The 22332-nt window shown below is 65.4% G+C and carries 21 protein-coding genes, 1 tRNA gene and 1 pseudogene; 7 read left to right on the top strand and 16 right to left on the bottom strand.

Annotation, left to right across the window (positions count from 1 at the left end; genetic code table 11):
* Window positions 1–13: 13 nt before the first annotated feature.
* The 10 genes from DVH29_RS03175 to DVH29_RS16780 form a co-directional block, all read right to left on the bottom strand.
* Entirely contained in the window at window positions 14–574 is a 561-nt protein-coding gene (locus DVH29_RS03175) for a dienelactone hydrolase family protein (RefSeq protein WP_114644714.1), read from the bottom strand.
* Window positions 575–626: 52 nt separating this feature from the next.
* Window positions 627–2207, bottom strand: a complete 1581-nt coding sequence (locus DVH29_RS03170) for an FGGY-family carbohydrate kinase (protein WP_114644713.1) — start codon at window positions 2205–2207, stop codon at window positions 627–629.
* 7 nt (window positions 2208–2214) lie between these two features.
* Window positions 2215–2922 (bottom strand): HAD family hydrolase, encoded by a 708-nt coding sequence (locus DVH29_RS03165; protein WP_114644712.1) that lies wholly within the window; start codon window positions 2920–2922, stop codon window positions 2215–2217.
* Entirely contained in the window at window positions 2922–4412 is a 1491-nt protein-coding gene (locus DVH29_RS03160; RefSeq protein ID WP_114644711.1) for a mannitol dehydrogenase family protein, read from the bottom strand. Before DVH29_RS03160 ends, DVH29_RS03165 begins: the two co-directional genes overlap by 1 nt.
* A gap of 36 nt (window positions 4413–4448) precedes the next feature.
* Complete coding sequence (locus DVH29_RS03155) at window positions 4449–5447, bottom strand: ABC transporter ATP-binding protein (protein ID WP_114644710.1); 999 nt, start codon at window positions 5445–5447, stop codon at window positions 4449–4451.
* A 40-nt stretch (window positions 5448–5487) separates the two neighbouring features.
* Window positions 5488–6318: a carbohydrate ABC transporter permease gene (locus tag DVH29_RS03150; RefSeq protein ID WP_114644709.1), complete on the bottom strand. Its 831-nt coding sequence runs from the start codon at window positions 6316–6318 to the stop codon at window positions 5488–5490.
* A gap of 3 nt (window positions 6319–6321) precedes the next feature.
* Window positions 6322–7188, bottom strand: coding sequence for a carbohydrate ABC transporter permease (locus DVH29_RS03145; protein ID WP_114644708.1), 867 nt, complete (start codon window positions 7186–7188; stop codon window positions 6322–6324).
* Window positions 7189–7377: 189 nt separating this feature from the next.
* Complete coding sequence (locus DVH29_RS03140) at window positions 7378–8688, bottom strand: ABC transporter substrate-binding protein (protein WP_114644707.1); 1311 nt, start codon at window positions 8686–8688, stop codon at window positions 7378–7380.
* A gap of 202 nt (window positions 8689–8890) precedes the next feature.
* Window positions 8891–9844, bottom strand: coding sequence for a sugar-binding transcriptional regulator (locus DVH29_RS03135; RefSeq protein WP_114644706.1), 954 nt, complete (start codon window positions 9842–9844; stop codon window positions 8891–8893).
* Window positions 9845–9913: 69 nt separating this feature from the next.
* The gene (locus tag DVH29_RS16780) at window positions 9914–10273 is read right to left on the bottom strand and encodes a YegP family protein (RefSeq protein ID WP_114644705.1); all 360 of its coding nucleotides are present in this window, start codon (window positions 10271–10273) and stop codon (window positions 9914–9916) included.
* Window positions 10274–10553: 280 nt separating this feature from the next.
* Between DVH29_RS16780 and DVH29_RS03125 the strand changes: the two genes are divergently transcribed.
* Window positions 10554–11186, top strand: coding sequence for a peroxiredoxin (locus DVH29_RS03125; protein WP_114644704.1), 633 nt, complete (start codon window positions 10554–10556; stop codon window positions 11184–11186).
* A gap of 65 nt (window positions 11187–11251) precedes the next feature.
* On the opposite strand, the gene DVH29_RS03120 is transcribed toward DVH29_RS03125, so the two are convergent.
* Window positions 11252–11839 carry a DUF2799 domain-containing protein gene (locus DVH29_RS03120; RefSeq protein WP_158541540.1) on the bottom strand — a complete coding sequence of 196 codons (588 nt, stop codon included), beginning with the start codon at window positions 11837–11839 and terminating at the stop codon, window positions 11252–11254.
* Window positions 11840–11922: 83 nt separating this feature from the next.
* Window positions 11923–12246, bottom strand: a complete 324-nt coding sequence (locus tag DVH29_RS03115; RefSeq protein ID WP_147275993.1) for a hypothetical protein — start codon at window positions 12244–12246, stop codon at window positions 11923–11925.
* A 209-nt stretch (window positions 12247–12455) separates the two neighbouring features.
* Between DVH29_RS03115 and DVH29_RS03110 the strand changes: the two genes are divergently transcribed.
* A tRNA-Ser gene (locus DVH29_RS03110) sits at window positions 12456–12545 on the top strand.
* A gap of 164 nt (window positions 12546–12709) precedes the next feature.
* On the opposite strand, the gene DVH29_RS03105 is transcribed toward DVH29_RS03110, so the two are convergent.
* The 3 genes and pseudogenes from DVH29_RS03105 to DVH29_RS16560 all read right to left on the bottom strand — a co-directional run.
* On the bottom strand, window positions 12710–14404 hold the full coding sequence (locus DVH29_RS03105) for a recombinase family protein (protein ID WP_114644701.1): 1695 nt from the start codon (window positions 14402–14404) through the stop codon (window positions 12710–12712).
* The gene (locus tag DVH29_RS03100; protein WP_199562516.1) at window positions 14401–14478 is read right to left on the bottom strand and encodes a DUF2924 domain-containing protein; all 78 of its coding nucleotides are present in this window, start codon (window positions 14476–14478) and stop codon (window positions 14401–14403) included. The genes DVH29_RS03105 and DVH29_RS03100 overlap by 4 nt, the downstream gene beginning before the upstream one ends.
* A 185-nt stretch (window positions 14479–14663) precedes the next feature.
* Window positions 14664–14720 (bottom strand): annotated as a pseudogene (locus DVH29_RS16560) (hypothetical protein); the annotation flags it as partial.
* A gap of 382 nt (window positions 14721–15102) precedes the next feature.
* Between DVH29_RS16560 and DVH29_RS03090 the strand changes: the two are divergent.
* The 3 genes from DVH29_RS03090 to DVH29_RS03080 all read left to right on the top strand — a co-directional run bounded on the left by DVH29_RS03090 (window position 15103) and on the right by DVH29_RS03080 (window position 18706).
* On the top strand, window positions 15103–15990 hold the full coding sequence (locus tag DVH29_RS03090) for a beta-keto acid cleavage family enzyme (protein ID WP_158541539.1): 888 nt from the start codon (window positions 15103–15105) through the stop codon (window positions 15988–15990).
* A gap of 187 nt (window positions 15991–16177) precedes the next feature.
* Window positions 16178–16987 (top strand): IclR family transcriptional regulator, encoded by an 810-nt coding sequence (locus tag DVH29_RS03085; protein WP_147275992.1) that lies wholly within the window; start codon window positions 16178–16180, stop codon window positions 16985–16987.
* A gap of 87 nt (window positions 16988–17074) precedes the next feature.
* A complete protein-coding gene (locus DVH29_RS03080) occupies window positions 17075–18706 on the top strand; it encodes an MFS transporter (protein WP_114644698.1) in 1632 nt (543 codons plus the stop codon).
* A gap of 32 nt (window positions 18707–18738) precedes the next feature.
* On the opposite strand, the gene DVH29_RS03075 is transcribed toward DVH29_RS03080, so the two are convergent.
* Window positions 18739–19242: a hypothetical protein gene (locus tag DVH29_RS03075; RefSeq protein ID WP_147275991.1), complete on the bottom strand. Its 504-nt coding sequence runs from the start codon at window positions 19240–19242 to the stop codon at window positions 18739–18741.
* A 193-nt stretch (window positions 19243–19435) separates the two neighbouring features.
* Between DVH29_RS03075 and DVH29_RS03070 the strand changes: the two genes are divergently transcribed.
* Complete coding sequence (locus DVH29_RS03070; RefSeq protein ID WP_158541538.1) at window positions 19436–21634, top strand: sensor histidine kinase; 2199 nt, start codon at window positions 19436–19438, stop codon at window positions 21632–21634.
* On the top strand, window positions 21631–22263 hold the full coding sequence (locus tag DVH29_RS03065) for a response regulator (protein ID WP_114644695.1): 633 nt from the start codon (window positions 21631–21633) through the stop codon (window positions 22261–22263). The genes DVH29_RS03070 and DVH29_RS03065 overlap by 4 nt, the downstream gene beginning before the upstream one ends.
* Window positions 22264–22332 lie beyond the last annotated feature (69 nt).

Below are 22332 nucleotides of genomic sequence, written 5' to 3'. Positions count from 1 at the left end.
GGGGCCCGCTGACTCAAAGCCGGGCGAGAAAGTCCCGCGAGCGGTCGAGGCACAGCCGCGCCGCCGCCTCGTCGTAATCGGCGAGGGCCGGATCGAGGAAATAGTGCCCGGCGCCGTCATAGCGGTGCAACTCCACATCGGCCTCGCCCTGCCCCGCCAGCCAGCCGGCGAAATAATCCTCGTCGTCGAAGGGGTCGGGGCGGGCGATATGGGCCGCGACCGGCAGGCCGGCCCGGGGCGGGTCCATCCATTCGGCGATGCCGGCGAACAGCAGCGCCCCGGCCATCGCCGGCCGCTGCTGCCAGAATTCGCCGACCAGCGCCGCCCCGAAGGAGACGCCCGCGAGGACCGCCTCGGCCGGCGCGGCCTCCACCGCCCGGCGGGCCCGCTCGATGATCGCCTCGGTGCCGACCGCCCGGCGCAGCGCGAAGCCCGCGTCGTAATCGTCGGCGGCCTCGCCGCCATAAAGGTCCGGCACGCTCACCGTGTGGCCATCGGCCTCGAACACCGCGGCGATCTCCCCCTCGACCGGCCGCCGGCCGAGGATGGAATGAAACAATACGATATGGGCCATCACCCGCTCCCTTCGTTGTCCTTGATCGCCAACGCCTATCGCGGCGATGGGGTCACATCATGGCCTCGATCTCGGCCCGGTGCGCGTGCAGCGTCATCAGCACCTTGTAATCCCGGTCGTAGCGGGCCCGCCGGGTAAGGTCGGGCCGGCGCGCCACGCTGGGCTGGCGCATGGCGCAGGCCGCATCCGCGAGGCCGGGATAGAGCCCTGCTCCGGTCGCCGCCGCCATGGCCGAGCCGAGCAGCATGGCGTCCGCATCGGGCACCTCATGCACGGTGCAGCCGGTGGCGTCGGCATAGAGCTCCATCAGCAGCCTGTTGCGCGTATGCCCGCCGGTGACGTGCAGCGTATCGATGGCATAGCCGGCGGCGTTGAGGGTTTCGAGGATCTGGCGCACCCCCAGCGCGATGGCCACCGCCGTCCGCCAATAGATGCGGCACAGCCCGTCAAAGGACGCGTCGAGGCTCATGCCCGAGATCACCCCCAGCGCCCTGGGGTCGGCAAAGGGCGAGCGATTGCCGTGGAAGTCGGGGAGGATATGCAGACGCGGGGCAAGATCGTCGGTCTCGCGCCGCAGCGCGACGATGCGGTCGATGATCGCCGCATGGGTCTGTGGACTGGGCGCGGCGCCCGAGGCATGCACGCGGATGATATGATCGAGTGCCGCGCCCGAGGCCGATTGGCCGCCCTCCGAGAGCCAGAGGCCCGGCAGCACGGCGCCGAAATAGGGCCCCCACACCCCCGGCGCCGGGCGCGGCGCGGTGGCCAGCGCGGTGACGGCGCTGGAGGTGCCGGCGATCAGCGCCAGGTGCCGGTCTATGCTCCGGGGCGCACTGGCAAAGCCGCCCAGCACCCCCAGCGCCCCCGCATGGGCGTCGACCATGCCCGTCGCCACCACCACCGTCTGCGGCAGGCCCAGTTGCAGCGCCGCCTCGGGGGTGAGCCGGCCCAGCGCCCGGCCGATGGGCGAGGCGTGCTCGGGAAGCCCGGCCTTTTCACAGAGGTCGGCCAGCCCCACCGCGGCGAGGAAATCGCTGGGCCAGCCCTCATCCTCATGGGCGAGAAAGCACCATTTGCTGGTGAGGGTCGACTGGCTGCGCGCCCCGGTGCCGCAGGCTTTCCAGGCGAGGAAATCGGCCAGGTCAAAGATGTGTCCGGCCCGCGCCCAGACGGCCGGCCGGTGGCGGCTGAGCCACATGAGCTTGGGGATCTCCATTTCCGGCGACAGCGCGCCCCCGGAAAAGCCCAGCACCCGGTGCCCGGTGGCGCGGGCCTCCTCGGCCTCGGCGATGGCGCGGTGGTCGAGCCAGACGATGGTGTCCCAATTGGCGTCGCCATCGACGCCCACCGGCAGGGGTGCGCCGGCCCTGTCGCGCACCACCAGCGAGCAGGTGGCGTCGAACGCGATGCCGGCCACGCGGGCCGGATCGGCGTCGGCCATGGCCAGCGCCGCGTTCACCGCGCGGCAGACGGCGCGCCAGATATCCTCGGAATCGTGCTCGGCCTCGTCGGCGCCGTTGCGGCGCAGGGCGATGCCCGCCTCGGCCCGTGCCAGCATGGCGCCGGTGTCCGTCACGACCCCCGCCCGCGCACTCGTCGTGCCCACATCGACAGCAACCAGGAGGGGTGTCATGAAATCCCTAGATCGATCGCAGCTTTTCTCCATGCGACCTTAGAAGATCGGGCAGGCGGCGCAAGTCATCGAAGACCAGATCGGGGCCGAGGGCGGCAAGTTTCGCGCGCAGGCCGGCCGGCTCCGCATGCCCGCCGCCGGCAAAGGCGAAGACGGTCATCCCCGCCGCCCGTGCCGCCTCGACCCCCGCCGGGCTGTCCTCGACCACGATGCAATCGGCGGGCGCGGCGGCCATCATGCGGGCGGCGTGGAGAAACAGGTCCGGCGCCGGCTTGCCCCGCGCCACCATGGCGGCGGAAAAGATGTGCGGCGCGAAGCGCTCATAGAGCCCGGTGAGGCGCAGGCTGATCTCGATGCGCTCGGCAACGCTCGATGAGGCGACGCAGATGCGCCCCTCGATCCGGTCCAGCATGGCGTCTACACCCGCCATGGGACGCAGCGCCGCACGATAACGGGCATAGAGCGCGTGCCGCATGGCCTCGCGGGCGGCGGCGTCCATCTCCACCCCATAGCGGGCGCGCAGGGTGTCCGAGACCGAGGCGAGCGTGCGCCCGAGGAAATCGCGATAGGCGGCAGGCGTGTCGATTTTGACCCCGAGCGCGGCGACGGTTTGCACCAGCACGTCGATGGCGATGGGTTCGGAATCGACCAGCACCCCGTCGCAATCGAAGATCACCAGCGGCGCCTCCGCCCCCGACCCGGCCCTTGCGCCCATCAGAGCGCGTCTTGGATATAGCGTTCCAGCGTCCGCCGCGCGCCGATCTCCCACACGGTACGCAGCCCATGGATGAAGGCGGCGCGATAGGCCGGGTGGCGGGCGGCGGCGCCGAAGATGTCGGTCATCTCCAGATAGGCCTCGGGGGCGTCCCTGGCGCGGATCGCCGCCGTCTGCAGCCGCTCCCAGGCCGGATCGTTTGGGGCGATGGGGGCGCCGGAATCGGTGGTTCCGTAGCAATAGCGGCACCAGAGCGCCGAGACGAGGGCCAGCCCGGTGACCGGCGCCCCCTGCGCCAGCCGGTCCTCGACCGAGGGCAGGATGAATTTGGGCTGGCGGTTCGACCCGTCGAGGCACAGCCGCTCTATGGTATCGCCGATGCGGGGATTGGCGAAGCGCGTGGCGATCAGCTGGCGATAATCCTCCAGATCGGTGCCGGGGACCGGGGGCACCACGGGGATGATCTCCTCGCGGGTCAGCTTTTCGAGATAGGCCGCGATGAGGGGATGCTCCATGGCCTCGTGGACGAAATGGATGTCCATCAGCGCCGCCGGATAGGCGATGGCCGCGTGCCCGCCATTGAGGATGCGGATCTTCATCAGCTCCCAGGGCGAGACATCGGCGACGAAGGTCACCCCCACCCGGTCCAGGGCCGGGCGCCCCATGGGGAAACGGTCCTCGAGCACCCATTGCCGGAAGGTCTCGCAGAATACCGGCCAGCCATCGGCGATGCCGTAGTGCTCGGCGACCATGGCGCGCTCGCGGTCCGAGGTGGCCGGGGTGATGCGGTCGACCATGCCGTTGGGAAAGGCCACCGTCTCGCGCACCCAGGTGGCGAGTTCGGGGTCGACGAGGTCGGCGAGCCCGGCCACCGCGTTCAGGGTCACCCGGCCATTATGGGGGATGTTGTCGCAGCACATGACGGTAAAGGGCAGAACAGCGTTTTCGCGCCGGGCCTTGAGGCCGGCGAGGATCAGCCCGAACACGGTTTTGGGGGCGTCGAACCCGGGGGCGTCGAACCCGGCGGCGTCGGCGACGATGTCGGGATGGGCGGGATTGAAGGCACCCTCCGCGTCGAGATAATAGCCGCCCTCGGTGATGGTGAGCGAGACGATGCGGATGGCCGGATCGGCGAGGGCGGCGATGATCGCCGCGGAATCGCCGGGCTCGAGAAAGCCGACCATGGGCGCGGTGACCCGGGCCCGGGTCTCGCTGGCGTCCTGTTCCACCACGGTGGTCAGATAATCCTGCGCGGCGAGGATCTGTTTCATCCCGACATCATTGGCCCGCACCCCGGCCCCCACGATACCCCAATCGCGATCGAGGCCGAGGTTGAACAGCTCGTCGAGATAGACGGCCTGATGCGCGCGGTGAAAATTGCCGATGCCGAAATGGACGATCCCCGCCGCGAGATCCGAGGATGTGTATCGCGGCACCGCGACCGAATCGGGCAAGGAGGAGAGGGATTCCGCCGCGAGCTTGATACTCATGATACGATCCTCGAATGCGTTTGGGGCGTCTTGCGCCTAGAGCGCCAGGCCCTGGGCGTCGAACCTGTAGAGGCGCCCGTTCATGGGCGAGAGGCCGACCGTCTCCCCGTGGCGGAAGGGCACGTCGCCCGGCGCGCGGGCGGTGAGCGCGCCGATGCCGTCGACGTCCACATGCAGGAAGGTGTCCGACCCCAGATGCTCGGAGACCTTGACCACCCCCGACCAGTCGCCGCCCTCCGGCGTGACCACCAGGTGCTCGGGCCGCACCCCGATGGTGTGGGCCCCGTGCCGGGCGGCCTCGGCGCCGTCGATGAAATTCATGCGCGGCGAGCCGATGAAGCCGGCGACGAAGGTGTTGGCCGGCCGCTGATAGAGTTCGAGCGGCGAGCCGAACTGCTCCACCCGCCCGGCATTGAGCACCACGATCTTGTCGGCCATGGTCATGGCCTCGACCTGGTCGTGGGTGACATAGACCATGGTGGTCTTGAGCTTGTTGTGCAGTTCGGAGATCTCCAGCCGCATGGCGACCCGGAGCGCCGCGTCGAGATTGGAGAGCGGTTCGTCGAACAGGAAGGCCTTGGGCTGGCGCACGATGGCGCGGCCGATGGCGACGCGCTGGCGCTGGCCGCCCGAGAGCTGGCGCGGCTTGCGGTCGAGATAATCGGTGAGGTTGAGGATGGCGGCGGCATTGTTGACCGCCTGGTCGATCTTCTCCCTGGGCGCCTTTTCCATCTTCAGCGGGAAGGCGATATTGCCGCGCACGCTCATATGGGGATAGAGCGCATAGGACTGGAACACCATGGAGAGCTTGCGCTGGGCCGGCGCGGCGCGCGAAACGTCCTCCCCGTCGATGAGGATGCGGCCCGAGGTCACGTCCTCCAGCCCGGCGATCAGCCGCAACAGGGTGGACTTGCCGCAGCCCGAGGGGCCGACGAAGACGATGAACTCGCCATCGGCGATCTCGAGGCTGATATCGGGGATGACCTCGACGCCGCCGAAGCTCTTGTTGACATGTTCCAGTGTGATCGAACCCATTGGTCTCTCTCTTTCCCGGCGCCCGCCGTGCGGATGGGGTCTATTTCACCGCGCCGAAGGTCAGGCCGCGGACCAGTTGCTTCTGGCTGAACCAGCCCATGATGAGGATCGGCGCGATGGCCATCATCGAGGCGGCCGACAATTTGGCCCAGAACAGTCCCTCGGGCGAGGAATAGGCCGCGATGAAGGCCGGCAGCGGCGTCGCCTGGGTGGTGGTCAGCACGATGGTCCAGAAGGATTCGTTCCAGGCGAGGATGATGTTGAGCAGCAGCGTCGAGGCGATGCCGGGTATGGCCATGGGGGTGAGCACATAGATCACCTCCTGGCGCAGGCTGGCCCCGTCCATGCGCGCCGCCTCGAGGATGTCGACGGGGATTTCCTTGAAATAGGTGAACAGCATCCAGACGATGATCGGCAGGTTGATCAACGTCAGCACCAGAACGAGGCCCAGATGGGTGTCGGTCAGCCCCATCATGCGGAACAGCATGGTGATGGGCACCAGCACCCCCACCGCCGGCAGCATCTTGGTCGAGAGCATCCACATCAGGACGTCCTTGGTGCGCCTGGTGGGTGAGAACGCCATGGCCCAGGCGGCCGGAATAGCGACGACGAGGCCGAGCAGGGTCGACCCCACCGCGGTGATGATCGAATTGCCCAGGAAGCGGAAATAGTTGGAGCGCTCCAGCACCGTCCGGTAGTTCTCCAGCGTCCATTCGAAGAAGAGGAATTTGGGCGGCGCGGCGATCGCCGTACCCTCGGTCTTGAAGCTGGTGAGGAAAGCCCAGAGGATGGGGAAGAACACCACGAGGGCGACGATCCAGGCCAGGGCGGTGAAGGCGAGCTTGCGGCGGGTCGAGACGGCGCGGGCCATGTCCTAGGCCTCCAGGTTCTTGCCGACGACCCGCAACAGGAAGATCGCGACGATATTGGCGAGGATGACCGCGACGATGCCGCCGGCCGAGGCGAGGCCGAAATCATACTGGAACTGCGCCTGCAGGTAGATGAGGAAGGGCAGGTTGGTGGTGGCCACCCCCGGCCCGCCATTGGTGGTGACGAAGATTTCGGCGAACACCGATAGGAGGAAGATGGTCTGGATCAGCATCACCACGGTCAGCGCCCGCGACATGTGCGGCAGGATGATGTAGAAGAACAGCGCGATGGGCCCCGCCCCGTCCATCCCAGCCGCCTCGCGCTGCTCCTCGTCGAGCGATTGCAGCGCGGTGAGCAGGATCAGCGTGGCAAAGGGCAGCCATTGCCAGGCGACGATGATGATCACCGAGAACAGCGGCACCTGGGCGAACCAGTCGACCGGCGAAAAGCCCAGCACCTTGGCGATCCAGGCGAACAGGCCGTTGACCGGGTGCATGAGCATGTTCTTCCACACCAGCGCCGACACCGTGGGCATGACGAAGAAGGGCGCGATGACCAGGAGCCGCACCAGGCCCTGGCCGAAGATCGGCTGGTCGAGCAGCAGCGCCAGCAGCGTGCCCCCGACGAGGGTGATGGCCAGCACCCCGCCCACGAGGATCAGCGTGTTGAGGAACACCGTCCAGATATTGGGATTGGCGAAGAAATAGGCGTAGTTGTCGAAGCCGGTGAATTCGGGGGCCCGGAAGGCCGTGTACCACTGGAAGGAGAACCAGATGGTCATCGACAGGGGCACGATCATCCAGATCAGCAGCGCGATGACCGAGGGGGCCATCATGAAGCGCGCCGCCATGCGGGTCTGAGCCGTTGCCATAGTCCTCTCCCTGTCTGCGTCCGGCGCTCGCGCCTGCCGCTCCACCCCACCCTTAGTCCTTCCCCCTCAAGGGGAGGGAAACAGAAGGCAGCACCTTCATCCCCTTCTATTCCCCTCCCCCTTGCGGGGAGGGGTCAGGGGTGGGGGTGGGCCAAGCACACGAGCGCCCGGCCCGCCCCCAAACCGAGCCTAGCGGTAATACCCGGCCCGTTCCATTTCCATGCGGGTGGTCTGCTGCGCCTGTTCGAGCGCCTGGTCGACCGTGGTCTGCCCGGCCAGCGCGGCCGAGAAGATCTGCCCCACCGCGGTGCCGATGCCCTGGAATTCGGGGATGGCCACGAACTGGCCGCCGGCATAGGGCACGTCCTGCACCGAGGAATTGGCGGTATCGGCCGAGTTGATGGCCCCCAGCGTCATCTCGGCGAAGGGTGCCGCCTCGGCATAGGCCGGGTTCTCATAGAGCGAGGTGCGGGTCCCCGGGGGCACATTGGCCCAGCCTTCCTCCTCGGCGACCATGTCGAGATAGGCGCCGGACGTGGCCCAGGCGATGAACTCCTTGGCCGCCTCGATGTTCTGCGAGCTCGCGGGCACGGCCAGCGACCACACCCACAGCCAGTTGCCGTGATTGTCGAACTGGCCATTGGTTGGGAACAGCGCATAGCCGACGCTGTCGGCGACCTGGCTGTCATCGGGGTTGGAGACGAAGGAGGCGGCCACGGTCGCGTCCATCCACATGCCGCACTTGCCCTGCTGGAACAAAGCGAGGTTTTCGTTGAACCCGTTCGAGGAGGCGCCCGGAGGGCCCGCTTCTGTCATCAGATCCACATAAAAGCTCAGCGCCTCGTGCCATTCGGGGCTGTCGAACTGGGGCTCCCAGTCCATGTCGAACCAGCGCCCGCCCATGGAATTGGCCAGCGCGGTGAGGAAGGCCATGTTCTCGCCCCAGCCGGCCTTGCCACGCAGGCAGATGCCGTAGATCTCGGCGTCGCGGTCGGTGATGGCGCGGGCCGCCTCGCCGATGAATTCCCAGGCCGGTTCGGCCGGCATGTCCAGCCCGGCCGCCTCGAACAGGTCGGTGCGGTACATGATCATGGCGCTTTCCGCATAGAAGGGGGACGCGTATTGCACCCCATCGACCGAAAGCGCCTCGCGCACGGCGGGGATCAGGTCGTCGGCATTGTAGTCGGCACCCAGATCGTCGAGCGGGGCCAGCCAGCCCTGCGCCGCCCAGATCGGGGTTTCATAGGCGCCGATGGTCATCACGTCATACTGGCCGCCGCCGGTGGCGATGTCGGTGGTGACGCGCTGGCGCAGCACGTTCTCTTCCAGCGTCACCCAGTCGACGGCGATGCCGGTCGCCTCGGTGAAGCGGTCCGAAAGCCCCTGCATGCGGATCATGTCGCCATTGTTGACGGTCGCGATGGTCAGGGACTGGGCCTGCGCGCCGGCCGCCAGGGCAAACAGCGAGCACGACCCGACAATGATCGAGCGTAACTTCATAAGGTAATCCTCCCTCATGCTCCAATCTGAGCATTTGCTATACGCATGGGCAATTACTCATCTTCTGACACATAAAGTCAAGCCCCTTTGCCGAAGCCTGGGGAAATGCCCAAATGTCCGCCCCCGCTCTGGGGGTCGGACGATGGGAAATGCTGCGGGGAGATTGGGCGCGGGACGCTGGGTTATCCGGCCCGGGAGCCGCTCAGGCGAGGAGTCGGGCGGCGGTGTCCTCGTCGGTGATCAGTCCGCCCACCAGCCCGCGCCGCATGGCGGCGCCGATGGCCTCGACCTTGTCGCGCCCGCGCGCCGCGGCGATCACCATGGCCGTTTCGGCCGATGGCAGGGGCGCCGAGGCGACCCGTTCATTGGTCATGCCGGCCACCAATTGCCCCTGCGCGTCATAGACCCAGCCCAGCATCTCGCCCACCGCCCCCGCCTTCTGCAAGGCCTTGAGTTCGCTGCGGGTGACGAAGCCGTCCTCATAGAGCGGCGCGTTGGGGCCGAGATCGCCGATGCCGACGAACCAGACATCGGCCTCGCGGGCCAGGGCCAGGTTCTTTTCGATCCCCACCTGCTGATGCAGCAGGGTCTTTTCCCGTTCCGAGGCGGCGATCACCGGCAGGGGCATGGGAAAGCTCGGCGCCTTCACCTTGTCGGCCAAAGAGAAGATCACGTTGTAAAAGGCGGCCGAGCCGTCCGGGGCGATATTGCCGGTGAGCGAGACGATCTTGTGCTGCGGGCAATCCATCTCGGGCAGCAATTCCACCGCCGCCTTCAGCGTGCGGCCGGTGCCGACCCCCAATATGGTGGGCTCGGGGCTGGCCAGCCGCCGCTCCAGTTGCGCCGCCGTGGCATCGGCCACGCCCAGCGTAGTGTCGGGGTGGCCGGGATCGGAGGGCACGATTTCGGCAAAGCTCAGCCCGAACCGGTCTTTCAGCCGCGCGGCCAGTTCGAGGCAGGCGGCGATCGGGTGGTCGAGCCGCACCTTGATCAGCTTTTCGGAAATGGCCAGCGAGACGAGGCGCTGCGCGCTCTGGCGCGAGACCCCGAGCTTGGCGGCGATTTCGTCCTGCGTGTTGCCGGCGACATAATAGAGCCAGCCGGCGCGGGCGGCGTCGTCGAGCTTGCTGCGCGAAGTGTCCTGGCGCGGCGGCACGGTATCTCCCTTGTGGCGCGGGGGGACGCTTCCGGCCGGCGCGCCCCGCCCTGGCCGGAAGCTCCGGCCCTATTCCTCGACCGGTGCGTCGGGGCTGCGTTCCTTGACCGAGTTGGCGCATTGGATCGCGTTGCGCTTGTCGGTATAGGTTTCGGAAATCATCATCGTCTCGCCATTGGAGGCGACCCAGCGCACGAAGAACTGGTCGTTCTTGGATTTGACGATCTCGAAGCGGTAGCCCTTGGGCTCCTCGTCCTTGGTCAGGTCGACGAGCGGGGCCTCGGGGGCGTTCTTGCGCGTCGAGTCGATGCAGTTCTTGGCGCTGGCTTTCTGCTTGTAGCTTTCCGACCACATCATGACTTCGGAATTGTACAGGAACTGGACGCCGAACTGGTCGTCCTTGCGTTCGACAATCTTGAATTTGTGCATGTCACCCTCGCTGACAGAAGTCCGTTTCACCATATCACCGAACATTGCGAATTATGGGCCAATCTTGCAAGCATATCATGCGTGGGAACCGCCATTTACACAGCAACATTCGGGCCTCATGCTCTTGCATGGGACCGCAGGCGAATGGTATCGCGCCAGTCGGCGCCGATGGGCGAAAACTTTTCCCCAACCCCCGCTTCATCGCAACGCGATCGGGCCCATAGTGTCGGCCAGAGCATTCCGCCGCTGAATTTGGCGCGCAAAAACAAGGAGAAAGCCAATGTCCATTCTGCTCGGAGACCTCGCTCCGGACTTCACCGCCCAGACCACCGAGGGCGAGATCCGGTTCCACGACTATATCGACGGGCACTGGGCCGTCCTGTTCTCGCACCCCAAGAACTACACCCCCGTCTGCACCACCGAACTGGGCTACACCGCCAAGCTCAAGCCCGAATTCGACAAGCGCGGCGTCAAGGTTCTCGGGCTTTCCGTCGACAAGATCGAAGAGCATGCCGGCTGGGCCAGGGACATCGCGGAAACCCAGGGCTCGGCGCTCAATTTCCCGCTGATCGCCGATGACGGCTCGGTGGCGCGGCTCTATGACATGATCCATCCCAATGCCGACGACACCCTCACCGTGCGCTCGGTTTTCGTCATCGGCCCGGACAAGAAGGTCAAGCTCAAGCTCGAATATCCCGCCTCCACCGGCCGGAATTTCGACGAGATCCTGCGGGTGATCGACAGCCTGCAGCTGACCGCCAAGCACCAGGTCGCCACTCCCGTCAACTGGAAGAATGGCGAGGACGTGATTATCGTCCCTGCCGTAAGTAACGAGCAGGCCAAGGAAAAATTCCCCGAAGGGTGGAACGAGGTCCGTCCCTATCTGCGTCTGGTGAAGCAACCCCAGGCCTGACGCCAGCGGCAAATCCACACGGAAAAGGCCCCCTTCGCGGGGCCTTTTTTATCGGGGTCGGGCCATCAAGCCGAAATGCCCAGGCTGGCCAGGCGGGCCTGCTCGACCCGGCGGATCTGCGCGAGCTGCTGCTCGAGGCTCCACACGCGCGATTGCTGCGACCGGCGATCGGCCTGCAGCGAGCGCAATTGCTGCCGCAGCGCTTCGATCTGTTCCGGCGTCTGGTCGGGCTGGCCGATCCGGCCGATCAGGCTGGTGATGCGGCTGTCGATAGAGTTGATCCGGGCCGTCGCCTCGTGGATCGCGTCGGCGGCGCGATGCACCCGTGCAAAGGAGACGCCCAACTCCCCCGGGCAGACGCCGTAATAGCGGTCCCCCGACAGCCCCTCGGCCTCGGCATTGGCCAGCCGGCAATATTGGCGCAGTCCGTCCTGCCGGCCATCGGCATAGAGCGCCTGATCCACCGCGATGCCATATTCGGAACAGGCATCGGCATGATTGGCGATATAGTCGGCCGGCCGGCCCCGGCTGCCATCGTTAAAGCCGATGGCGCGCCAGTCGCCGGCCTGGCATTGTTCTTCCGACAAGGTCGCGCAAGAGGCGAGCACGGCCCCCAAAAGCAGGGAAAACACCAGAAGGATCGGTCGAACCATCGTCATTCCCCTCGAAAAACGATCTCTACCGCCGCAAGTCTAGCCCTCTTGCCGCGGCTTTGACAATCCCGCCCGGTTCCGGCTCAATAATCCTCGATGTTGAGCGTATTGACGGCGGGGCGGCTGCGCCCGATCAAAGCCAGCAGCAGGCCCACGGCGCCGAGCACCGCCCAGCCCGGCCAGGAGAGCACCACCGTCAGCCCCGGATCCCAGAGCAGCGGGTGGGTGTATTGCTGCACGCTGAGCTGCAGGGCTTCGAGCGTCCCGGGCAATATGGAGCCGATGGTGGCGGCAAGGGGCGTCGCCACGAACCCGTCCTCGGCCAGCATGGCGGTGCCATCTGCGATGAGCAGGATGAGGGCGAAGGCGAAACACAGGGCGGAGATCAGTTTGAGCAAGCTACGCATGACAACATCCATTCGCGCCGGGAAAACGGCCGCGCCCACCCTACCACGCCGCCCCCGCTCCCCAGCAACCGGATTCCGCGCACGAGATTAACGCGGCGCCTCTTTTCGGGGCGAACGCGGGCTCCCGGGCAAAAGATGCATCAAAAGCGCGAAAAAACGCCATCCCCCCTTGGCACGGCATCCAATCCCGGATAATCGGGCATGCGATCGGAGAGATGGCCGAGTGGTCGAAGGCGCACGCCTGGAACGCGTGTAGGCGGGTAACCGTCTCGAGGGTTCGAATCCCTCTCTCTCCGCCACCAAGTCTAAGCTTTTGTTATTGCTTTGCTTTTTGCATCGAAAGCCCCGCAGAATGCGGGGTTTTTCCTGCCTCTGCGTTCTCTCTGGTCCGGAATAGCGCTGTTTTGCGAGAGAATTCGGCCGGTTTCTCGTCGGCTGATGTGCCGGTCCGGAATTTGCGGTGTCAGCGGGCGATGGAGATGCGGTGCTGGGTCCGCAGAGTGGACCACAGCGTCGGTACGGCCTCGGCGTCTTTGAGCGCCCCGAGCGTCAAGTGAGCGGGCGCTTTGCCGTCGAGGATCAATTCGACGATAGCCGGATCGAGAAAGGCGAGCCGCAGCATGCGGGTTGCCCAGGATTGGGTGATGCCATGCCTGGCAGCAAGATCTGCGATACCCAGCTGAGGGTTGTCCATCAACTCTGCCCACCATCCATGGGCTCTGGCGATGGCTTTGATGAGTTTGTCATCAACCCGAGAGGCTGCATGCTCACCGCCAGGAAGGATAAGACGCATCGCGAGCCCGGAGCGTTTCAGCCGGACTGGCACAGTGAGTTCGAGCGGCGATGAAGGCGACGTGATTCCTGAATCGAAGCCTAAAAGCCCGGCGATCTTCTGGCTGTCGAGCGACAAGGTGATGGCCCCGGGGCCGATATCGATGCGCTCGACGATCTCTTCGGTCAGTTGGACAAGTGGTTGTGGGTCTGAGCTACGTAGCATTCCAGCCAGGATTTTGGCCTCGGCAACGGCTTTGGCGATGGTATCGGGCGCCATATCCGGTACTGCCATGCCCTCAACAAGGTTGAAGGGATCATCGAATAGCTCGGCCAATCTTGTACAGACCAGGGATTCGATTTCGGGTGCCGGAATGCGGATGCCGCTATTGTTTGCAGCATCGCCACCATGCTGGAGGGCGCGGCTGACATAGTAGCGATAGCGCCTGGCGCCCTTGTTGGCGTGGGACGCCACCATCTTCTCTCCGGCATCATCGAAGAGTTTTCCGGCCAGAAGGTTGGGATGGGCTGCCGCCCGGATATGGGATTTGCCAGTGCGGTTGTCGGCCAGTTTGGCCTGCACCGCATTCCAGAGATCCTGATCGATGATCGGCGTGTGCAACCCGTTATGGATTTTGTCCTTGTGCCGGATGCGGCCGATATAGATGGGGTTGGAGAGCATGGCGTAGAGCTCGCCTCTGGTGAAGGCCGTGCCCCCGAACGAGCGTCCGGCCTTGCTGATGCGCACCGGCTTGATAATGCCTTTATCCAAAAGCTCATTCTGCAGCAGGCGGACATTGCCCAGGTGCAGATAGAGCGCAAAAATCTGCCGGACCAGATCGGCGTGCACATCGACAATGGCCAGGGTTCTACCATCGGGCCGATAGCCGAGTGGCGGTGTCCCACCCATCCACATGCCACGGGCATTCGAGGCAGCCAGCTTGTCGCGGATGCGCTCGGCGGTCACCTCACGCTCGAACTGGGCAAAGGACAACAGCATGTTGAGCGTCAATCGCCCCATGCTGGTCGTGGTGTTGAAGGACTGGGTAATCGACACGAAGCTCGTGCCGGCTTTATCGAAGGCTTCGACGAGCTTTGCAAAATCGAGCAGGGATCGTGTCAGGCGATCAACCTTATAGACCACGACAATATCGATCCCGCCCGCCGCGATGTCGGCGAGTAATCTTTGCAACCCCGGCCGTTCGAGGGTTCCCCCCGAGATGCCGCCATCGTCATAGCGTTTGTCGATCAGAGTCCAGCCCTCGCTGGTTTGGCTCGCGACATAGGCGGCGCAGGCGGCATGCTGGGCATCGAGGGAGTTAAAATCCTGTTCGAGCCCCTCTTCGCTCGACTTGCGGGTATAGATGGCACAGCGGATCCGCTTCATGCCGCTTCCACCTTCTTGCGCAAGCCGAAGAAGGCAGGACCCGACCAATGGGTGCCGGTGATGGCGCGGGCCACGGCGCTGAGCGATGACCACTCCCGGTCATTCCAGAAAGCTCAACGTCCCAGACAGAGTCCAGCGCCAGCTTGTTGTCAGCCAGCCTCAGCGCCCGCTTTTGCACCTCAGCCAGACCCAGGAGACGAATGACGGGGACCGTAACCAATTCCAAATGCTGAGCCGCCTCAAACCTGCCGTGGCCGGCGATGATCTCGCCGGCCTCATCGATAAGGATCGGGTTGGTGAAACCGAACTCCTTGATGCTTGCCGCGATCGCTTTGACCTGCTTACGTGAGTGGTGGCGCGCATTATCGATCCCTGCTGAGCGGCATTACTTCCTTGCAATTGTAGATTATTTCCCTGTTACCTCGAGTAGGGAAATTTAGGGACATCTCTTTGAAATTCCACGCACTCTATGGCGGGGGATACGGCGAGGAAGCTAAATTTTGCTCATTTTCGCTGTTTACAGCCTACTGAGCAGGGAAATGGCGCTGAGATCAGTTCGCATATGACTTCATGCACCGCCACCAAGTCTAAGCCATTGTTATTGCTTCGCTTTTTCTGCCGAACCCCCCGCGGAACGGCGGGTTTTGCGTGTCGCTTCATTCTCTCTTGTCCGGAATTGGGCTGTTTTGGCTGCAAGCGTGGATAAACTGATCATCACCGTCACCTGCGACTCGGATTCGGCATTTCCGGGAAACCCTCACAACCCCACCCCCAAAGGCATGAAGGCCGTCGTTGAGGAATATCATCGCGGCATCGACGCCGGCGCGGCGATCAGTCATATCCATGGCCCGCGGCGCCTGGACGATGCGATCCAGCCGGACGGCACACGCCTGTCGACCCTGGACATTCCGGGCTGGGGTGAAATGGCGGGCATGATCTCGGCCGATCGCGACACAATCATGCAGTACGGCATCGCCAGCGGCCGCTTTCCACAGCGCAAGGAGCTGATCCGCACCTATACGCCCGACATGCTCTCGGTCGCCTTCGTCGCCCATGACGAATGCTTCGACTACGATCCCAACAGGATTCCCAAGGAAATCTACGGCACCCATACCCGCGCCGAACTGGAGGAATACTGCCTGCTCTGCGCCGAACTGGGCGTCAAGATCGAGGTCGAGGCCTTCCACACCGGCGGTTTCTGGAACGCCCAGCGCATGATCGACAAGGGCATCCTCGCCGCGCCGGCCTGGATCACCTGCTTTTTCGGCTGGAAGGGCGGCGCCTGGACCCCGCCGACGGCCGACGCCGTGGTCTATATGCGCAGCCATCTCCCGAAGGGCTCGAACTGGAACGCCAGCGTCATGGACCCCGAGGAGCACTGGCGCGTGCTGAGCGCGGTGATCTCGCAGGGCGGCCACGTCCGGGTCGGCATGGAGGACAATCCCTTCCTCACCTCGGGCGAATATGCGCGCACCAATGCCGAACTGGTCGAAAAGATCGCCCGGATCGGCCGCGACATGGGCCGCGAGATCGCCAGCCCGGCCGAAGCCCGGGAGATCATCGGCCTTCCGGCACGCGGCCAATAGCAGCATCTCTATACACGGGGTCGGGCGCATATCCGCGCCCGGCCCTTGCGATCCTGCCATAGGGCATCAGAGACCATGCCCGCTTCGTGGACATGGCGGCGCAAAATCACTAGTTTGACGCATCTCTTACTCCCCGTCCGGATCGGCCCGGACAGTTCCCGCTCGGGAGGCAGAAGTGGACGTGACCTTGAGCAAGATTCTCCCAGACGCTTTGCCGGCGACCGGTCGGCCGGCCGACAAGCCGACCGGCGCCAGGGTAAAGGTGCTCGGAAAGACCTTTCACATTCTCGAAGTGCTCTCGCGCAGCGAGGAGCCGCTGGCCGTCGCCTCCATCGCCCGGCTGACCGGCCTCAACCGCAGCACGGTGCACCGGACGGTCCAGATGCTGCTCGAGGCCGGCTATGTGGAGCAATCCGCCCCGGGCTCGTCGCGCTTCGCGATCGGGCCGCAGACCCTGCCCCTCGCGGCCAGCTATCTCAACCAGAACCAGTTGCGCTCAGTCGCCCTGTCGCACCTCTATCCCCTGACGCTGCAGACCGGCCTGCGCGGGCATCTGGGCATCCATAGCGATGGGGAGGTGATGTATCTCGGCGGGTTCGAGAAGCCGGAATTCCCCACCATCTACACCTGGTTCGGCCGGCAAACGCCCATGCATTGCAGCTCGCTCGGCAAGTCGCTGATGGCCTATATGCCCGGTGAAGCGGTCGACGGCATCCTCGCCCTGCCGCTGCGCAAATTCACCGAGAACACGATCACCGATCCGGCGACCCTCAAGGAGCAGCTCACCGATATCCGCAAGAATGGCTATGCCTTCGACGACGCCGAGCACATCGAGAACAATTATTGCCTCGGCGCGCCGATCCTCTCGAACGGCGACGCCGTCGCGGCGATCAGCATCGCCACGCGCGACAAGGACGAGCTTTTCAAGGCCCTCCCCGCCCTCCTCAGAACCGCGGCCACCATCTCCCAGGCGATTTCGGGAACGATCCGCCTCTGAGGACAATCGGCAATCGATGGATGGCGGTCTTGAGCCAAATGGCGCAGATTGGCCGGAGTGTTTTCTGCTTGCGGCCATAGACCTGCCATGACCAACCGCCCCTCCATGCTGTCCCCCTTCCAGCACGAGTCCTTCCGCCTGCTGTGGCTGGCGACGCTGGCGTCCAATCTGGGCGGCCTGGTGCAGGCGGTGGGCGCCGGCTGGATGATGACCACGCTGACCGACAGCCACAACATGGTCGCCCTGGTGCAGGCTTCGACCACCCTTCCGATCATGTTGTTTTCCATCGCCGCGGGCGCCCTGGCCGACAATTTCGACCGCCGCACGGTGATGCTGGTCGCCCAGTCCGCCATGGCGGTGGTGTCGCTGGGCCTGGCGGTGATGACCTGGCTCGGCCTGCTCACCCCCTGGCTGCTTCTGGCTTTCACCTTCCTGATCGGCTGCGGCACGGCACTGTTCAACCCCTCCTGGCAGGCCTCCATGGGCGATCTGGTCCCGCGCGAGGAACTGCCGGGCGCCGTGACGCTCAATTCCGTCGGCTTCAACATGATGCGCAGCGTCGGCCCCGCCGTGGGCGGCCTGATCGTCGCCCTGGCCGGGGCGGCGGTCGCCTTCGTCATCAACGCCGTCAGCTATCTGCCGCTGATCGCGGCCCTGGCGCGATGGAAGCCGCAATATGCCCGGCCGCAACTGCCGCGCGAGCGGATGGGGAGCGCCATGTGGGCGGGACTGCGATACGTGTCGATGTCGCCCAACCTGCTTACGGTGCTGTTCCGTGGCTTTCTGTTCGGGTTTTCCGCCATCGCCATCCTGGCGCTGCTGCCATCGGTGGCCGCCGAATATGTCGGCGGGGGCGCCATGGTCTATGGCACCTTGCTGGGCTGTTTCGGCATCGGCGCCATTGTCGGCGCTTATTTCAACAACCGCCTGCGCGCCAAATTCAGCAATGAATCCATCGTCCGCCTCGCCTGCCTGGGCTTTGCATTGGCCACTGTGGGGCTGGGCTTCAGCCGCAACGTCGCCGTCAGCCATCTGGTGCTGCTGCCCGCCGGGGCCTGCTGGGTGCTGGCGCTGAGCCTGTTCAACGTCTCCATCCAGCTCTCCTCGCCGCGCTGGGTGGTGGGGCGGGCCCTGTCGCTTTATCAGACGGCGACGTTCGGGGGCATGGCGTCAGGAAGCTGGGTATGGGGGCTGAGTGCCGACGCCCTGGGTCCCGATTGGGCCCTGGCGCTGGCCGCCATGGTGCTGATCGGTTGCGGGCTGGTCGGGCTGCGCCTCGTCCTGCCGCAGTTCAATTCGCGCGACCTCAGCCCGCTCGACACCTTCAACGAACCCATGCTCAGGCTCGACCTGAGGCCGAGCAGCGGTCCCATCCAGATCATGGTCGACTATCATATCGCCCAGGAAGATATCCCCGCGTTTCTGGCCCTCATGCGCGAGCGCCGCCGCATCCGCATCCGCGATGGCGCCCGGCAATGGTCGATCCTGCGGGATCTCGAACAGCCCGATATCTGGGTCGAATCCTATCACGTGCCGACCTGGGTGGAATATGTCCGGCACAATCTGCGCCGCACCAAGGCGGACGCGGAGAATTTCGACAAGATCAGGGCCCTGCATCGCGGCCCCGATCATCCCAATGTCCACAGGATGATCGAACGCCAGATCGTACCGACCAACGACACCACGCCGCTGCGCGACAGCCCCGAACCGGAGGCCTGATCCGGCCTCGCCGACGCCGTCGCATGCCCGGCTCAGCACATGTCGAGGATGGTGCCGACCGCCTGGGCCGCGTTGTCGTGGGGAAAGGAAACCTGGGCAGTGCCGAGGGAAACCTCGATGATGCCGGTGGCTTCCTCGATCGCCACCAGGGCGTCCCAGACCATTTCCTCGTCGAGTTCGCTCACATCGAGGATGAACTCGTCGATGTCGCGCCCCGGCATGGCATAGGCGAGTTCAACCGCCACCGTGCCGGTTTTGACCGTCAAGGTCACCCAATCCTCATAGGAGGCGGTGTCGTCATAATCCTCTCCGGTGTAAAGCGTCAGATAGAGCTCCCCCACAATATCGCCCTGCTCGAGATAGCAGCCCACTTCGAGCAGGGTGACGCCGTCCGTGGCCATCACACCGGCCCGGCCCTGCCGATAGGTTTCGCCTTTCTCGGACTCGGTGACCCAGGCGGCCCACGCCTCGGATGCCAAGCCCAGCAGGAGGCCCGACAGGGCCAGTACGGTCGACAATTTGCGCGCGATCCTCATCAATTCCCCCTTGAAGATCATTTCCCCGCTGGCGGCCGCCAGCCATTGTGGCAGGATCGGGCAGGAGGGGCCTCGGCGCACCCCCCTGTTCAGGGGGGCCATGGAGGGAGAGGCCGTCCATAGGCTATGTGGTACACGGGTTCGCGGCGCGTCGGGTATGGGCTCGAGCGTCAACGCCGGGGGATTTGAGCATTTGTCGGTTCGCTTCACGCCCAATGTCCTGTTGTGGTCGGCCGTCATGGTCGGCACGCTGTTGGCGGCGATCATGCTGGGCCTTGCCATGGACCAGCGCTTTGTCGGGCTCCGGCTGACCGACGAACCCAGGCTGGCCATTCCCGTCCCCTCCGAAGGGGTTTGGATCGAAGGCATACGCAGTGGCAGCCCGGCGGCCGAACAGCCGGGAGCGGGCATTCCCGCCTCCACCTCCGCCCTCGTGGCCATCACCGGTTTCGACGGAACGCGCATACCCATCGGGCCCGAAGACCTCCTCGAAGAACCGGACGCGCTCGCCACCTATGCCGATATGAGCGCCTTCTTCGCGCGGCAGGACCGGATCGCCGCCATCCTGCGGCAGCCCTTTGTGGATCTCGAGATCCAGCCCATGTTCGGGGAGGCGCAAACCCATCGGATCGATCCGCAGCGCCAGCGGCCGGTCTCCTCGCTGCCGCTGGCCTTCTGGATTCAGATCGGGGTGGGGCTGGCCGGGTTCTGGATCGGCGCCTGGATCTGGGCTCTGCGGCACGGCGAATGGGCGCCCCGCTTTCTGGCCATCGCCGGGGCGGGGCTGATGATCTCGGCCTTTCCGGCCGCGGTCTACTCCACGCGGGAGCTGGCCATTCCCGGCGGGCTGTTCCGGGTGCTGTCGGCATTCAATTCCATCGGCGCGCTGACCTTCGGGGTAGGGATGATCGGGCTGTTCCTCATCTATCCGCGCAAGCTGGTGGCCCCGCGCTGGCTTTGGGTTCCCGCCCTCGTGCTGGGGGCCTGGAAACTGGTCGACCTTCTCGAATGGGTGGAAGGCCCCGGCCTTGGCCGCCACCTGCCCATCGTCGTCGCCATGCTCGCCATCATCGTTCTGGTCGGCCTCCAGTTCCGGGCCACGCGCGGCAACCCGCGCGACCGGGCGGCGCTGACCTGGCTCGGGCTGGCGGTGACCGTGGGGGCCGGCGCCTTCGTCGCCACGGTGATCGCCCCCACCCTTCTGGGGCTGGGCGCGGCCCTCTCCCAGGGCGAGGCCTTTCTGTTCTTCCTGCTCATCTATGTGGGGGTAGCGCTCGGCGTCGCCCGCTTCCGGCTGTTCCAGCTCGATGAATGGGCCTTCCGCATTCTCTTTTACGTGGTGGGCGTCCTGCTGCTGCTGGTGATCGACGCGATCCTTATCGTCACCATCGTCGACGAACGCGCGCCCGCCTTCGCTCTGTCGCTGCTGGTCGTCGCTCTCGCCTGGCTGCCCCTGCGCGACATGCTGGCCCGCCTCGTGCTGCGTCGCACCGAGCCGGCCCGCGAAAACCTCTTCCGGCAGGTGATGGATGTGGCGCTCACCCCGCCGGGGCGCGACCAGCAGGCGCGCTGGCGGACCCTCCTGGAAGACGCCTTCCGCCCGCTTTCGATCGCCCCCGGCCACGAGGCACGGACCCCGGCCCTCGTCGATGACGGGCTGGCCCTCGCCGTACCCGGGCCCGGCGGGTTGCCGGGATACCGGCTGGACTATGCGGATGGGGGAAGCAAGCTGTTCTCCCTGCGCGATGCGGAACTGGCCGCCGAGCTGACCGCCATGCTCGCCAACGCGCTGGAAAGCCGCAAGGCCTATGAAAAGGGTGTCGCCGAGGAGCGCGAGCGCATCGCCCGCGACATCCACGACAATATCGGCGTGCAGCTGATGGGCGCTTTGCACAGCACCGACTACGGCCGCAAGGACCTGATGATCCGCGAGACGCTCACCGACCTGCGCGACATCGTCAACAACGCCTCCAACCCCGATCTCTCCTTCGACGAACTCCTGGCCGATCTGCGCTCGCAGATTTCCGAGCATCTGTTTGCCGCCGGGGTGGCCATGGAATGGCGTGCCGAGAGTGCCGGGCCGGCGGTCCTGCCGCTGGCCACCGCGCACACGCTGCGCTCGATCGTGCGCGAGGCGGTGCACAACGCGCTCAAACACGGAAAAGCCCGCACCATCAGCATCGTTGTGCGGCTGGAAGGCGAGGCCATAGCGATGTCCGTCGCCGATGATGGGAGCGGCTTTGATCCCGATCGCGTCCAGGCCGGCAATGGCCTTGCCAATATGCAGGCGCGCGTCAGCGGGCTGGGCGGGCGGCTGACCGTCGCGAGCGGCGCCGGGGGCACGCGCATCGCGGCGGTTTTCCCCGCCGATACGGAACGAAATACCCAATGACCCGGATACTCATCGTCGAAGACCTCAGTGAAACGCGCCGCTGGCTGATCGAGATCGTCCACGCCTCCTTTCCCGAATGCGAGATCCACGAGGCGGCCAGCATGCGGGCCGGCATCGCCCAGGCAGCGGCGCGCGACTATGACGTGGCGCTGATCGATCTGGGCCTGCCGGACGGCTCCGGCCTCGACGTGCTGCGGAATCTGAGGCTGCTCCGCCCCCAGACGGTGTGCGTCGTCACCACGGTGATGGGGGACGATGCCTCCATCGTCGGCGCGCTTTCAGCCGGGGCGCAGGGCTATCTGCTGAAGGAGCAGCCCCAGGATCTGCTCATCCGCCAACTCAAGCAGATGGCGGAAGGCATCCCGGCCCTCTCTCCTTCGGTGGCGCGCCGGATCATGGAGCATTTCAAGCGGACCGGCCCGGCCGCGCCGGAGGACGATCTGACCGGGCGCGAGCGCGAGGTTCTGGCGCTGATCGGGCGTGGCCTGCGCAATGGCGAAGTGGCCGCCGCACTCGACATTTCGGAAAATACCGTGGCAGGCCATATCAAGAGCATTTATCGCAAGCTAGGCATCTCCTCGCGCGCCGAGGCCTCCTGGCATGCGGCCCGGCTGGGGTTGGGTCCCTAAGGGAACGCGCATTCCTCAAATTGTAACATCGCCCCTTGCGGCTTGGGAACCAGTGCCGCTTAATGGCGC

Source organism: Pelagibacterium lacus, from assembly GCF_003345525.1.
Classification (GTDB): Bacteria; Pseudomonadota; Alphaproteobacteria; order Rhizobiales; family Devosiaceae; genus Pelagibacterium; species Pelagibacterium lacus.
The sequence above is the reverse complement of the archived record's forward strand: the minus strand, read 5'-3'. Positions and strand labels throughout refer to the sequence as shown.

Coding starts and splice junctions, on each gene's coding strand:
- DVH29_RS03175 (WP_114644714.1), bottom strand. CDS start 574: ATGGCCCATATCGTATTGTTTCATTCCATCCTCGGCCGGCGGCCGGTC.
- DVH29_RS03170 (WP_114644713.1), bottom strand. CDS start 2,207: ATGACACCCCTCCTGGTTGCTGTCGATGTGGGCACGACGAGTGCGCGG.
- DVH29_RS03165 (WP_114644712.1), bottom strand. CDS start 2,922: ATGGGCGCAAGGGCCGGGTCGGGGGCGGAGGCGCCGCTGGTGATCTTC.
- DVH29_RS03160 (WP_114644711.1), bottom strand. CDS start 4,412: ATGAGTATCAAGCTCGCGGCGGAATCCCTCTCCTCCTTGCCCGATTCG.
- DVH29_RS03155 (WP_114644710.1), bottom strand. CDS start 5,447: ATGGGTTCGATCACACTGGAACATGTCAACAAGAGCTTCGGCGGCGTC.
- DVH29_RS03150 (WP_114644709.1), bottom strand. CDS start 6,318: ATGGCCCGCGCCGTCTCGACCCGCCGCAAGCTCGCCTTCACCGCCCTG.
- DVH29_RS03145 (WP_114644708.1), bottom strand. CDS start 7,188: ATGGCAACGGCTCAGACCCGCATGGCGGCGCGCTTCATGATGGCCCCC.
- DVH29_RS03140 (WP_114644707.1), bottom strand. CDS start 8,688: ATGAAGTTACGCTCGATCATTGTCGGGTCGTGCTCGCTGTTTGCCCTG.
- DVH29_RS16780 (WP_114644705.1), bottom strand. CDS start 10,273: ATGCACAAATTCAAGATTGTCGAACGCAAGGACGACCAGTTCGGCGTC.
- DVH29_RS03125 (WP_114644704.1), top strand. CDS start 10,554: ATGTCCATTCTGCTCGGAGACCTCGCTCCGGACTTCACCGCCCAGACC.
- DVH29_RS03120 (WP_158541540.1), bottom strand. CDS start 11,839: ATGGTTCGACCGATCCTTCTGGTGTTTTCCCTGCTTTTGGGGGCCGTG.
- DVH29_RS03115 (WP_147275993.1), bottom strand. CDS start 12,246: ATGCGTAGCTTGCTCAAACTGATCTCCGCCCTGTGTTTCGCCTTCGCC.
- DVH29_RS03105 (WP_114644701.1), bottom strand. CDS start 14,404: ATGAAGCGGATCCGCTGTGCCATCTATACCCGCAAGTCGAGCGAAGAG.
- DVH29_RS03080 (WP_114644698.1), top strand. CDS start 17,075: ATGACCAACCGCCCCTCCATGCTGTCCCCCTTCCAGCACGAGTCCTTC.
- DVH29_RS03075 (WP_147275991.1), bottom strand. CDS start 19,242: ATGAGGATCGCGCGCAAATTGTCGACCGTACTGGCCCTGTCGGGCCTC.
- DVH29_RS03065 (WP_114644695.1), top strand. CDS start 21,631: ATGACCCGGATACTCATCGTCGAAGACCTCAGTGAAACGCGCCGCTGG.